This is a genomic window from Lysinibacillus sp. PWR01 (assembly GCF_043359455.1).
Classification (GTDB): Bacteria; Bacillota; Bacilli; order Bacillales_A; family Planococcaceae; genus Lysinibacillus; species Lysinibacillus fusiformis_F.
Map to the genome: position 1 here is coordinate 118,507 of NZ_JBHERJ010000051.1, position 13,516 is coordinate 132,022.

Here is a 13,516-nt window from a genome sequence, read left to right on the forward strand (position 1 = left end):
GTGAATGTTATGGGATTTGTCACATTAAAGGATTTATTGCCACAGGCAAAAAAAAACCATTATGCTATTGGACAATTTAACATTAATAGTTTCCAATGGATAGAAGCCATATTACGTGCTGCTGAACAACAAAAATCACCTGTAGTTTTAGCATCATCAGATCGAATCGTTGATTATCTCGGTGGATTTAAATTAATCTCTGCTACAGCCGATAGAATGATAAAAGAGATGAACATTACAGTACCCGTAGCCCTCCATTTAGATCATGGTTTTACAGTTGAACGATGCATGGAAGCCATTGATGCAGGCTATAGTTCTGTTATGTACGATGGCTCTAAGCTTCCCTTAAAGGATAATATCACTACAACTCGTGAAGTTGTCGATTATGCCAAAAGGTATAACGTTTCAGTAGAGGCAGAAATCGGTTCTGTCGGTGGAACAGAAGATGGTGTTACTTCAGGTATTAAGTATGCAGATCCAAACGAATGCTATCAGTTAGTTGAATCGACAAATATCGATGTACTAGCAGCTGCATTAGGCTCAGTTCACGGACCTTATCAAGGCGAACCACAGCTTGCCTTTGATTTAATGAAAGAAATTTCTGAACATCTAAACGATATTCCTTTATCTTTACATGGCGGCTCCGGTATTCCTGAGCATCAAATTATTCAAACGATTGAATATGGCCATGCTAAAATAAACGTAAATACTGAATGTAATCAAGCATGGGCTCAAGCTATTCGTGAAATACTTACAAATAATCAAAATTTATATAACCCACCAGATATTTTAAAGACAGGTATGGATGCTATCGAAAGAGTTGTGTTTGAAAAGATACAATTATTTAATTCATTTAATAAAGCTTAGCATCTTGTATTGAACTATATTCCATAAAGCATCATTACAACAAAAATGGATTTGGTCAACTATTCGTTGACCAAATCCATTTCATCTTTACTTTATTGGAATCCAAATTTCTGAGTATGAATCAGGGCTGTAGGCGTCCTCTTCAGGGTAAACCTCAAGCTCCGCTGTTCCTGCTGGTTCGTATGGATTGGATGGGAACCACTCTGAATAAATTTGTTTCCACGTATTTTGCATCGCATCTGGCATAGGGCCATGTACCTCAAAGATAACCCATTTTGATGGAGGTACTTCCATTGTTAAGAGATCTTCTCCTACTTCTCCTACATGATCAGTAGCAATCCAATAATCAATGAAGCCTTTTTGTCCCTGGCTTGTATTTGGTACACAAACACCTAGTACGCCATTGATAGTGCCATTATTTAATTGATATAACTGATGGTCAAAGCCACTTTGATTCACTTCATGCCAAAATAGAGGGATTTCCCGTGTGTTCTCTCCATTTTGACAGTTGTACGTTCTTTTTACACCAACAATTTGAAACTTGTCTTTTTCTACAATTTTATACTTCATTGGTTCTGCTCCCTTCAAGCTTACCTGTATCACCAGGCGATTGTATGATTGTAATGGTCCTTGCTTCTTTCTTGCTTCACTGGGCGTTACATAATGCTGTTTACGAAACGCTTTGGTAAAGGCTTCAGGAGTTTCATAGCCGTATTTGTAGGCGAGATCGATTATTTTTTGTTCCGTACCCATTAATTCTTGTGCAGCTAATGTTAATCTTCTTCGACGTAGATAATCTGCAATAGACATATCTGTTAAAATGGCAAATGTTCGTTGAAAATGAAAGACCGATGAATTAACCTCCTGTGCAATCTGTTCAATCGTAATATCCTCTAATAAATGATCCTCCATAAAATTAATGGCCTTTTGAATCGACTCAATCCAACTCATTGCTCTCACTCCTTGATCCCATCATAAAATAGATATTGCTGTATAACCTGTCTTTTTATGCTAACTTTGGACAGGTTATAAGGGAAGTATTTTTTTATGGACTACTCTCTTTGCTTAATTTCGTCCTTTATATACACTTTTTTCTCTTTCTCCTCTAAATTTCATTGTACTCGAAATCAAAATATATTGAAAAATAACAATAATGTATTTATAATAACGGACAAGACCTTTATTGTCCTTAAATAAAAATAAAGAGTCTTAAAAAGGAGGAAGAATTGAATGAATGATTTACATACGCAACTGAGTGTTGGCAAACGAAATTTTATCTTTTCACTACTATTTCTAGCATGGCTAGTCGATTCATTAACATTGTTCGGCATGAATGTGGCCATCATCCCCATCAGTAAAGAATTGCATTTAACACAAACACAAAGCGGGATGGTCATCAGTAGCTTTTGGCTAAGCAGTGCACTAATGACATTGCTAGCAGGTTGGGCATCTGATAAGTTTGGCTCAAGGAAAATAATTGTTATTGCTGTATTCATGATTTCCCTCTTCTCCCTACTGACTGGGATGATTGGCTCTTTTATGGCTATTTTAGCTATTCGTTTTATTCTCGGTCTTGGTGATGGTGGTTTGCCGACAGGTAGTGGTGTTGCCATTACGGAGATTTTCAAAAAGGATGTTCGTGCACGAGCTAAATCGATGCTACTAGCAGCTCAATTAATTGGTGGCGTTCTTGCTTTATATTTGGCTGGTTTAATTGCTGATACTTGGGGCTGGCGCGCAATGTTTTACATCATTGGTGGTGTAGGCTTAATTGTCACTCTTTTATTGTTTAAGTTTTACAATCCACCAAAGCTTGTCAAACAACAGGCAACAGCAGTAGAAACTTCGGATGGTCGTCCAATGAAAGAGCTCTATAAAAGTTCATTTTTATGGGTTCTTGTCGTGATGTACTTTTGCTCAAGTACAGTCCATTGGGGATTCTCCTCTTGGCTACCTTCCTATTTGGAACAAACTCGGAATTTAAATTTACGAGAAGTAGGATCACTTGCTATGATTCCACAGGCTTGTGGATTAATCGCAGCTATTATCACAGGGTTTTTAATCGATAAGGCACTGGCCGGAAAAGAAAAAGTAATTGTTTTTGTTGGTGCCATTGTTTCGGGCCTATGCTTGTATATGATGTTCAATGCATCAAGTATTCAGTTAGCTATTTCCTATCAAAGTATCTTTTCAATCGGTGATGCAGCCATCTCAATGGCAATCTTAGCCATTCCACTTAAGTATGTTTCTCAAAAAATCATAGGCTCGTTTTTAGGTATGATGTATTTCGCTAGTGGTATGGCAGGTTTTATTGCACCAACAGCCATGGGTGCCCTTATTGATGGTTTTGGTGGTTCATTCCAAGCAGCATTCTTCTTCCTGATCGGCGCCCTAGTCATCGTTGTAATTTGTGCGGTAATCTATAGAATCCCATCAAAGAATAGTAGTTTAATTGATCATGCTTAAAAAAGAAAGGTAAGGGTGAGTTTATTTGACTAAACATAGTAGACTATCTCAAATTATTGAAGAAAAACGAGAAAAATTAATTGAAGTGAGCAATCAAATTTGGCAGTATGCTGAAACAGGATTTGAAGAGTTTAAATCTGCTGAACTATTATGCAAGGCACTAGTGGATGAAGGATTTGAAGTGGATAAAGGTGTTGCCCAAATTGAAACCGCCTTCATGGGAACTTGCGGTAGCGGCAAACCTATCATCGCATTTCTTGGAGAATTCGATGCGCTTACTGGCTTAAGTCAAAGTGGTGGTATCGCACTGCCGAATCCACAACAAGTAGGAGGCAACGGTCATGGCTGCGGACACAATTTATTAGGTACAGGTTCACTTGCTGCTGCTATTGCATTACGTGATTACATGCAAGAGCACAATATCAAAGGGACTGTTCGCTATTATGGTTGTCCTGGCGAAGAAATTGGCGGTGGTAAGACCTTTATGGCAAGAGAGGGCGTTTTTGATGATGTCGATATTGCTTTGACTTGGCATCCAGGAACAACGAATAATATCATGTCGGTTGCTACACTTGCTTGTTACGAAGTATATTTTAAATTTAAAGGCAAAAGCGCCCATGCAGCTGCTAGCCCACACTTAGGGAGAAGTGCTCTTGATGCTGTGGAGCTGATGAATATCGGAGTAAACTATTTACGGGAGCATATCATTCCAGAAGCACGGGTCCATTATGCCCTTACAAATACAGGCGGTTCTTCTCCAAATGTTGTACAAGCAGAGGCAGAAGTATTGTATTTTGTAAGAGCCCCAAGAGTTTCTCAAACGGAGGATATCTACCAACGTATTTGTGATATTGCAAGAGGTGCTGCTCTGATGACAGGTACTGAGGTAGACATTGATCTAGCCTCAGCTCTTTCTAATGTGATACCTAATACAACATTAGAACAGGTTATGCATGAAAACTTCGTCAAATTAGGTGTACCTTCTTATACAGATGAGGAACTACAATTTGCAAGGGCTATTCGTGAAACATTATCGGAAGAGGAAAAAAAGGTGGATGTGCAAAGAAATCGTGAATTAGCTGGAAAAGATATGGCGGATGTCATTGACCCATTCAAGCCAGATGAATTTATGGCTGGGTCTACAGATGTTGGTGATGTTAGCTGGCTTGTTCCAACTGCACAATGTATGACGGCATGTGAACCACTTGGAACCCCTCTTCATACATGGCAAATTGTAGCGACAGGAACAACTTCCTTAGCACATAAAGGCATGCTTCACGCAGGTAAAATTATGGCTTCCACAGCACTGGATGTTCTTCTACAACCAGCATTAATTGAACAAGCGAAGGCAGAATTAATTGAACGTCGAGCTGGTGAGGTGTACACTTCCCCACTCCCATCAGACGTCAAGCAATACAAAATTCGCTCGTAGCATAAAAGAGAGTCCGTATTATGGACTCTCTTTTCATGTTGTTGAAAAAAGATGATGTCAACGGCAGAAAAAGCAACTTTGCAAGGTGAGGGGTTGATTTCCGTTCCGCCAGCGTCCTTTCCAGGGGGCGTCCGAGGAGCCGCTTCACTCACTTTCGTTCGCTCCAGGGTCTCCTCTGTGACGCTAAATCCCCTAGGAGTGACGCTGGCTCCACTCCAATCAACCATGTGCAGAAGTGTCTTTTCCTTATCTTTCATACTAGCCGTAGCGATCAAAATAGCCCATGATTTGTATAATTAGATAGGCTCTTATTTTCAATGTAGTGACAACACCCCTTCATAAAGAGTAGTGAACACCTTCACTTTATTTGAAAACCTTTGCTAAAAAGGTAACACTTTTGTGGGTTGGAGTGGAAGGCTACTTGACTCCCGTGGGATAGCGAGACAGGCGAGCCCCTGCACGGAGCGGTAGCGGAGGAAGCGGCTCGGCGCTCGCCCACAGGAAAGCAAGTAGCCTGCAACGGAAACCATTTTCACCTTTCACAAAAATTCTATTGATGGTTTTGTTTTTCAACAATATGAAATGAGAGTCCATGTAATTATGGACTCTCTTTTTAGAATGGAGAAATTTTATAAACCTTCCGTGGACGTCCGCGTGTGTGGGGTTTTTCCTCTGCAACTACTTCAGCGAATCCTTTTTCCTCAAGGGTTGTTAATATTCGGCGTGCACTTCGAGCTGGTATTTGCATATATTTAGCTAGCTCATTAGCATTCAGCTCATCACTTGCTAATTTTTTCAATGATGACTTTAACTTATTTAATGTCATCACACTTAAGGAGGTTTCTTGACTTAAAGCCTCTAATTCTTCTGAGGTATAGGAATATGTAAGTTGTTCAGGCTTTCCAAGGGGTCCAGCGATTTTTTTATCATCAAAACAAACCATCCATGATCCCTTACCACAGTCCTTTGCATGCAATAAGGCATTTCCAGCGTTAATTTCTGCGTCATATACTGTTTGACCAATTCCAATTCCACAAGTCATGGCCTCTTGATCTAGTTGTGTGAAATCTTCTATATCAGGTATTTGGCTAAAATTCTTCGTGATGTCCTCCATTAAACCTCTCGTCGTGAAAATCACATAACGCCCAAATCTTGTAGATTTAATGGAACCATGAATGCTTTTTGTATATGTTAGCAAATGCTCCATAATCTTCAGTTCCATTCTAAACAACTCATCTGTAGAAAAATTATTTTTTGCGATTCCTGAAAAAGGATCAATTTCGATAATTTGCACAGCAATTTGCGTCGCCTTATAACGTAACATTTCATATGTTCGTAGCATATTCGTAATAACGGCTTCTACTGCCATTGAGGATGGGAACAGTCGATAGGTTGGAACACCTAGCTGTTGTAGCTCATGATGAATGGGATGACCTGTAATGGCCGCCTTTGTTTGGCCACTTTCCCAAAGCTTAAAATGGTAGTGTACAAGCTCATTTAAGGAGATCGTCTCAGATTCCACAAATTTAGGCTTCACTTCGATTCCTGCCTCCACCAAAGCTTGCTCCCATGCATCACTATTACCAGCATCATAGCTAATCTCATTCACTTCGATTTTGTGTTCATACAATACCCTTAACACCGTTTTATATAAGGAAGATCCTTTATACATAACATAAAAAATGGGTGTCTTTAGCTGATTCCAACTTTGCACAATATCATAGGTGATTGGCCCTGTACACAGCCACATATCCATTTCTTCTTGCAATAGAGGTGTCACTTTTTCATCTAAATCCGCTTCTGCGAGACATTCTATCGAGGTACATATAAACTCTGGCCAATTTTTCAAGACCGCTTCGACAAATTCAATTGAGTCTGAAGGGCCAAGAAGACCTAACCGTATTTTCAAGTACACCCCTCCTCTGTTCAATTAACATGATAATTTTATTATAGCAAAAGTATATAGAATTTTTCAGAAATCCATCTGTTTTTTACAATTACATACTTCATAGGTAAAAATAGATAAAAAGGGGTTTTACTTGTGAAATGGCAAGGTGCTGCCGCTATTTGTTTGAACAAAGACAATCAATTATTAATGGTTTTGCAAGGGAATAAGGATGAAGAAAAAACATGGGCTGTTCCATCAGGTGGTAAAGAGGCAACGGAAGATTTTAGGGCTTGCTGTATTCGAGAGGTTTATGAAGAAACAGGCTATATCGTAACGATTCTTAAAGAAATTCATCATAAGCAGAATGAAATTGTGGAGGTATATTACTTTGAAACTGTCCTGGCTGGCGGACAAATGCTAATTCAAGATCCTGACGAATTAATTTATGACATCGCATGGAAATCTAAGGACGAAGTTGCCCGATTACCATTAACCTTTCTAGAAGATCGAGTCTTTCTATTATCTTTATTTATTTGAATAAAAAAAGTCACGTCTCATCGACATGACCCCATCTTGTTAAATGTTCTAATCATTTTGCTGATAAATAATTAAAGCAGAATGGATGACTGTCTGTTCTCCAATAAAGAGCGTATTGTATTTGATATCAAGTATTAAAAAGCCTTTTAAATCTACTAAAGCCCGGTTAATATCAAGTTCAAATTGCACAATATCATTGTTTTGAATTGTCACAACTTGAGTTATTTGTGTCATTGCCCACACTCCTTTAATCTTATGATAGAGCAAAAAGAAGTTCATGTCACATAAAAAAGTTGGGGCAAAAAATAACCCCAACACTTTTTTAGTACATCTTTAAATACTCCTCACGCTCCCAATTATGGACACGTGTGCGATATTTATTCCATTCAATCTCTTTTGCAGCTGTAAATTTATCGTAAATATGGTCACCCAGTGCATCACGAACAATGGCATCCATCTCTAATTCGATTAGCGCAAATTCCAATGAGGATGGTAAACTGTCAATCCCATTCAACTCCCGCTCCGCTGCTGTCATTTTATAAATATTACGATCTACCGCAGCTGGTGGCGTTAAATCTTTACGTATGCCATCTAGTCCAGATGCTAGAATAACAGCCATTGCTAAATACGGGTTTGCTGCTGGGTCAACTGAACGCAATTCAATTCGTGTAGATAGTCCACGAGCTGCTGGAATACGAATTAGTGGTGAGCGGTTTTGAGCTGACCATGCTACATAGCAAGGTGCCTCATAGCCAGGTACTAATCGTTTATAGGAATTGACAAGTGGATTCGTGATAGCCGTAAAGCCATGTACATGCTTCATGATTCCTGCCATAAAGCTACGTGCGGTTGCACTTAATTGTAAGTCAGCATGTTCATCGTAGAAGGCATTTTTATCACCTTCAAATAACGATAAGTTAAAATGCATTCCTGACCCATTGACCCCAAATAGTGGCTTTGGCATAAATGTTGCGTGGAGGCCATGCTGTGCAGCAATGGTTTTTACGACTAGTTTAAATGTTTGAATATTATCACATGCCTCAATGGCACTGGCATACTTAAAGTCAATTTCATGCTGGCCAGGTGCTACTTCATGATGAGAAGCTTCAATTTCAAAGCCCATTCCCTCTAACTCTAAAACGATGTCACGACGACAGTTCTCCCCCAAATCAGTTGGCGCTAAATCAAAATAGCCCCCACTATCATTTAATTCCAGTGTTGGGTGTCCCTTTTCGTCCAGCTTGAACAGGAAAAACTCAGGCTCTGGTCCTAAATTAAACGAAGTAAAGCCTAGCTCCTCCATTTCCTTTAATACACGTTTTAAATTGGAGCGTGGGTCTCCTTCAAACGGTGTACCATCTGGTCTCGCAATATCACAAATAAAGCGAGCTACTTTCCCTTTTTCAGCAGTCCAAGGAAAAATTACGAAGGTATCGATATCGGGCTTTAAATACATATCTGATTCTTCAATACGCACAAAACCCTCGATTGAAGAGCCATCAAACATGACTTTATTATCTAACGCTTTCTCTAATTGACTGACAGGCACTTCCACATTTTTAATTGTTCCTAATATATCTGTAAATTGTAGGCGAATAAATTTCACATTTTCTTCCTTCACTCGGCGTACAATATCTTCTTTTGTATAATGTTTCATTCTTCACCACTCCAATGTAATTTTAGTTAACATGTTATTTATTACTGTTCTTAAAATACATTAAAAATGGAGAATACGCAATATGTATGTAAGGTTTTATAACATGCATATTATCGAATATATTAATCCCTTTTTTAGATTAATTTTTTTATCACATTTCCTTCTAAAATAGCGTTCTTTCATCTTAAATAAAGGACAAAATTACTACTTTCTACAAAAGGTCTTTAGTCTTACAAAAATCCTTTGTCTGTCTAATGATTGGACAGTTTATTTGCATGATTAGGAGCGAAGCGTTTTCTACATCTTCATGCAGCAAATGCATATAACACAAGAACATTGCTAAAAACATAACCTTAGAACACTCTTCATGAGCTTGGATGTCAAAAACCCCATTGATTAAGTTTTACTTTATATCACAAAAGCCTTGTATAATGCCATATTTATTGGTAAATTTATAGCAAATTAGAATTTTAATTTATTCATATTATAAGTAAATACGGAGTATATATTATGGTTAGAAATCATTATGTTGGCTTCCAGGAAATATTTAGTTATAGATACATAAGGCGGTGAATTGAGTAGGCATGTCAGTATTAATTATTGGCAGCGTAAGTAATGATGTGCTGCGTCTGCAAAAATATTTTCATCGTATCGGCATCCCAAATATTCATTGCTTTTCAACAACGGAAGTAGCAATGAATTATTTAGTAGATTCATCTTTGAAAGATGAGCTAGAATTAATCGTACTCGACACTAAAATGACACTCAGAAATTGCGAGGAAATTTGTCAGCACATTCATGTACTTAAAAATTGGATAGAAGTCCCTATCCTTCTATCTACTACCTACGAAAAAACCATAACAATCGATAGGGTATTTGAAGCTGGTATTTTCGACTTTATTTTAAAACCTTTTGATTTCACTCAATTTAAGACTCGCATTCAAGTAGCCTTAAAATATCAGAGGGAAGCCACGCTTCGAAAGCAGCAGGAAAGTATGATTCAAAAAGATTTGTTTGTTGCAAAAAAATTCCAAAAGAATGCACTATCTCCCCCATTAAATCTTGAGCATATACAGGTTGATGGTCTTTATGTAACATCCAATACACTAGGAGGTGACATGTACTGCTGGTTTAAAATTAATGAACATTTAACCGCCATTCTTCTGTATGATGCAATGGGGCATGGTATCGCTGCATCACTCGTTACTATGTCCATTAGATCCTTATTAAAAGGAATGATTACGAAGTTAATTGATCCAGTAGCAGTAATTCAAGAACTTAACCGCCAAATATACGAGCTATTTTCTGATGATATGGACCGTTTTTTAATGACGGCAATCTACATACTTCTAGATACAAAAAACGGAACTTTGCACTATGTGAATGCGGCTCATCCTTCTGGTTTTTTATTTGGAAAATATGGAGAAACAGTCTTCCTCCCAGCGAATACACCTATCCTCGGACTATTCCCTACTATTCAAATAAATAAAAAAACAATACCTTTATCAGGCTGGCACCGCATCATTCTTTATACGGATGGATTATTAACATTAAACGAGCAAAATTCAATTGATATGGACTTTTTCTACAGTTATGCTTCACAGGAAAATAGCTATGCACTACAAAAGTTTTCTCAAAAATACTATTTATTTGATAATGATTACAGTGATGACATCACAGTCGTTTCAATAACAATTACATTAAAGGGTAGGTGATTGAAGATGGAATTCACACTCAATGTAAATCCTGATACACAAGCTATAGCCTTTATTGATCAAGTAATGGAGAATTATACAGAGTTATATAATCTACCTTATAAACGAGAATTACGATTTGTTGTACATGAATTAGTCATCAATGCCGTAGAGGCTATGGGGAAAATTGACACACCCTCTCAAAAGGAGATCCAAATACATGTAACGCAATCATACGAAGAAATAAAGATAACAGTCACTGATGAAGCAAAAGGTATTGCCGAATATGACTGGGACAAAGTTCTCCAATTCGATTTAGACGAACTTGATTATTCTGATCGTGGACGCGGTTTATTTTTTGTCAAAAATATGGTCGACCACATTTGGTTTGAAAATATTTCAGAAACAAAATTTTTAGTTGGTATTTCAAAAAAGATTCATATATAAAGTAAACGTAAAATTGGGGGCGTGTTTTAATGAAGTTATCTATACGAAAAAAAATGAATCTGCTTATATTTGGTTGTATTATCTTACTTACTTCCCTTTTAGCAGGAGTCAATTTTTTTGTTGCCAAGAACAATCTATTAGAAAGTGCTGATACAAAGCTTCTATCAGATATACAGGTAAGCTATGAATATTTAGACGCTAAATATCCTGGAGAATGGTCCATTAAAAACAACCAACTCTATAAGGGCGATATCAATATGGTAGAAAATTTTGAGGCAGCTGATAAAGTTGGAGAACTCACAAACGGGAATGCTGTATCCATCTTTCAAAACGATACTCGTATAAGTACCAATATAGTGGATAACGGTGAACGCGCTTTAAATACAAAGGTTTCTGACGAGGTTGCTACTGTTGTGCTAGGAGAAAAAAAGCGCTTTATCGGTTCTGCCAATGTCTTAGGAAGTTTACATCAAGCAGCCTATGATCCTATAGTAAATAGCCAAGGGGAGGTTATCGGCGTATGGGCAACCGCTGTCCCTACCGCTCCTTATATAAGCATTGCCACAAAATCAGCACTGGAGAATGTAGCCATTTCCTTAGTGATTGCCATTGTGATGATTGGAGGAATTAGTTGGTTCTTACAAAAACAAATTGTTAATCCGATTAATATTCTGAGTACAAATGCCAAGGAGCTAGCAGAACTAAACTTAAATGTTAAACTGTTAAACCCGAAAGGCAAAGATGAAATCGCTGAATTAGCACGCGCATTTAGTAGTATGAAAAATCATTTAACAGAGACGATAACGATTGTGGCTGGTAGTGCACATCAAATCGCAAAGTCATCACACACTTTAGCAGAATCATCCCATCAAACAAGTGAAGCATCTAACCAAATCGCATTGACAATGAATGAAATTGCTGTTGGTACTACGACTCAATCCGACCAGGCTGAACGAATCGTTTCCATGATGCAAAAAACGATCGAGGAAGTATCAAAGAGCTTACAAAAGGCCGAAATCACTCTAAATAGCGCTATTGAATCAACTCATATCGCACGCAAAGGAGAAGAAGCCATCAATGAAGCGATTATGCATTTAGGTGATGTGACGAAAACTGTGTCTTATGCAACTGATTCTATCCAGAAGTTAGGCAAGCGCTCTGAAGAAATTGGTGGTATTATTACCGTTATCACAGGCATTGCTGAGCAAACGAATCTGTTAGCACTCAATGCAGCCATCGAGGCAGCACGAGCAGGCGATCAAGGAAAAGGCTTTGCTGTCGTTGCATCAGAGGTTCGTCAGCTAGCAGAACAGTCAAGTTTAGCAGCAGGACAAATTACAAATCTCATTAATGATATCCAAGCTGAAACTTCTGTGACGGTAAGGACGATGGAAAGCAATCTATTGGCGGTCGAGGAGCAAGTAACAATCATTAATAAAGGTGGAAGTGCCTTAAAAGAAATCGTGGAGAAAGTTGTCGAAACAGAAGAAGGTGTCGAACAAATGAAGGTTGCATTTACACATGTTAACGACAACTCCTTAGGTGTGCAACAAGCTATCCAAGATATTTCACGTATTATCGAAGACGCTGCAGCAGCTACAGAGGAGATTGCCGCGACTTCTGAAGAGCAATATGCGACAGTTGCAGAAATTACACAAAGTTCGGATGAGCTATCATCAATTGCTGATAATTTACAAAATGAAGTTAATAAATTTAAGTTTGAATAAATCCCCAAACAAGTAAAGAAAAATGGAGGCGCTATAGGATGAATCAGAAGAACATTGCAATGAATATTGACACAAAGGCTGATTATATTGTGATTGCGTTTACTGGCGATTTAGAATACGGGATAATTGAAGATATAAAGTCAGAGCTGCAAACACTTAGCTTGGACACAAAACACGGATACATTATCGATATGCAAAAGGTTACAAATATCGATAGCACCGGATTCGGTATGATCGTTAATTTCGCTAAGAAGGTGTCTGTAAAAGATAAAAAAATTGCCATTATTGTCGTCGATGATTTCATTCGCAACTTATTCGCTATTTCACAGGTTGATAAAGTATTCCCTATTGCCAAAAGCGAAGAACAAGCAAAGAAGATTATTAAAGAAGATTGGCTAGGAGAGCTATCACTTAACGAATATTAATCCTTGTCATACTAATAAAAAGGTGTATTCCTGTTAGATGGAATACACCTTTCTTAGTGTTGAAAAACAAAACAGTCAATTGAAAGGTAGAAATGGATTTCCGTTGCAGGCTACTTGCTTTCCTGTGGGTGAGCGCCGAATCGCTTCCTCCGCTACCGCTCCGTGCAGGGCTTCGCCTGTCTCGCTATCCCACGGGAGTCAAGTAGCCTTCCACTCCAATCCACTGACTTTTTAGCAAAGGTTTTCAAATAAAGTGAAGGTCTTCACTACTCTTTATGGAGGGGTGTTGTCACGCATCACTTCTCCACATTGAAAATAAGAGTTTATCCCCTCTAAGAATAAAGATATTGGGCTATTTGATTGCTATGCTAGTATG

12 protein-coding genes are annotated in these 13,516 nt (G+C 38.2%); 8 read left to right on the forward strand and 4 right to left on the reverse strand.

Features of this window, described 5'->3' with window-relative positions:
* The first annotated feature begins 9 nt into the window (after positions 1 to 9).
* Positions 10 to 867, forward strand: a complete 858-nt coding sequence (fba, locus tag ACEVFT_RS10255; RefSeq protein WP_342534144.1) for a class II fructose-1,6-bisphosphate aldolase — start codon at positions 10 to 12, stop codon at positions 865 to 867.
* Between the two features lie 87 nt (positions 868 to 954).
* Here fba and ACEVFT_RS10260 read toward each other — a convergent pair whose 3' ends face one another.
* Entirely contained in the window at positions 955 to 1,818 is an 864-nt protein-coding gene (locus ACEVFT_RS10260) for an AraC family transcriptional regulator (protein ID WP_342534143.1), read from the reverse strand.
* A gap of 279 nt (positions 1,819 to 2,097) precedes the next feature.
* On the opposite strand from ACEVFT_RS10260, the gene ACEVFT_RS10265 reads away from it, so the two are divergent.
* Complete coding sequence (locus ACEVFT_RS10265; RefSeq protein ID WP_342534142.1) at positions 2,098 to 3,333, forward strand: MFS transporter; 1,236 nt, start codon at positions 2,098 to 2,100, stop codon at positions 3,331 to 3,333.
* A 25-nt stretch (positions 3,334 to 3,358) separates the two neighbouring features.
* Positions 3,359 to 4,765, forward strand: a complete 1,407-nt coding sequence (locus ACEVFT_RS10270; RefSeq protein ID WP_342442810.1) for a M20 family metallopeptidase — start codon at positions 3,359 to 3,361, stop codon at positions 4,763 to 4,765.
* 613 nt (positions 4,766 to 5,378) lie between these two features.
* Here the strand turns inward: ACEVFT_RS10270 and ACEVFT_RS10275 are convergent.
* The gene (locus tag ACEVFT_RS10275; protein WP_342442809.1) at positions 5,379 to 6,674 is read right to left on the reverse strand and encodes a helix-turn-helix domain-containing protein; all 1,296 of its coding nucleotides are present in this window, start codon (positions 6,672 to 6,674) and stop codon (positions 5,379 to 5,381) included.
* A gap of 132 nt (positions 6,675 to 6,806) precedes the next feature.
* Here ACEVFT_RS10275 and ACEVFT_RS10280 point away from each other — a divergent pair, with 132 nt between their 5' ends.
* Positions 6,807 to 7,190, forward strand: a complete 384-nt coding sequence (locus ACEVFT_RS10280) for an NUDIX hydrolase (protein WP_342442808.1) — start codon at positions 6,807 to 6,809, stop codon at positions 7,188 to 7,190.
* 48 nt (positions 7,191 to 7,238) lie between these two features.
* Here ACEVFT_RS10280 and ACEVFT_RS10285 read toward each other — a convergent pair whose 3' ends face one another.
* Both ACEVFT_RS10285 and glnA read right to left on the reverse strand, forming a co-directional pair.
* Complete coding sequence (locus ACEVFT_RS10285) at positions 7,239 to 7,424, reverse strand: hypothetical protein (RefSeq protein WP_205442142.1); 186 nt, start codon at positions 7,422 to 7,424, stop codon at positions 7,239 to 7,241.
* 88 nt (positions 7,425 to 7,512) lie between these two features.
* Positions 7,513 to 8,847, reverse strand: a complete 1,335-nt coding sequence (glnA, locus tag ACEVFT_RS10290) for a type I glutamate--ammonia ligase (RefSeq protein ID WP_205442140.1) — start codon at positions 8,845 to 8,847, stop codon at positions 7,513 to 7,515.
* 584 nt (positions 8,848 to 9,431) lie between these two features.
* Between glnA and ACEVFT_RS10295 the strand changes: the two genes are divergently transcribed.
* Genes ACEVFT_RS10295 through ACEVFT_RS10310 form a run of 4 tightly spaced genes read left to right on the forward strand, consistent with a single transcriptional unit; the run spans position 9,432 to position 13,140 of the window.
* Complete coding sequence (locus ACEVFT_RS10295) at positions 9,432 to 10,562, forward strand: SpoIIE family protein phosphatase (protein ID WP_393949571.1); 1,131 nt, start codon at positions 9,432 to 9,434, stop codon at positions 10,560 to 10,562.
* A gap of 6 nt (positions 10,563 to 10,568) precedes the next feature.
* A complete protein-coding gene (locus ACEVFT_RS10300; RefSeq protein ID WP_393949573.1) occupies positions 10,569 to 10,988 on the forward strand; it encodes an ATP-binding protein in 420 nt (139 codons plus the stop codon).
* Positions 10,989 to 11,017: 29 nt separating this feature from the next.
* Positions 11,018 to 12,715 (forward strand): methyl-accepting chemotaxis protein, encoded by a 1,698-nt coding sequence (locus ACEVFT_RS10305; protein ID WP_393949576.1) that lies wholly within the window; start codon positions 11,018 to 11,020, stop codon positions 12,713 to 12,715.
* A gap of 38 nt (positions 12,716 to 12,753) precedes the next feature.
* Positions 12,754 to 13,140: an STAS domain-containing protein gene (locus ACEVFT_RS10310; RefSeq protein WP_205442135.1), complete on the forward strand. Its 387-nt coding sequence runs from the start codon at positions 12,754 to 12,756 to the stop codon at positions 13,138 to 13,140.
* The last annotated feature ends 376 nt before the right edge of the window (positions 13,141 to 13,516 follow it).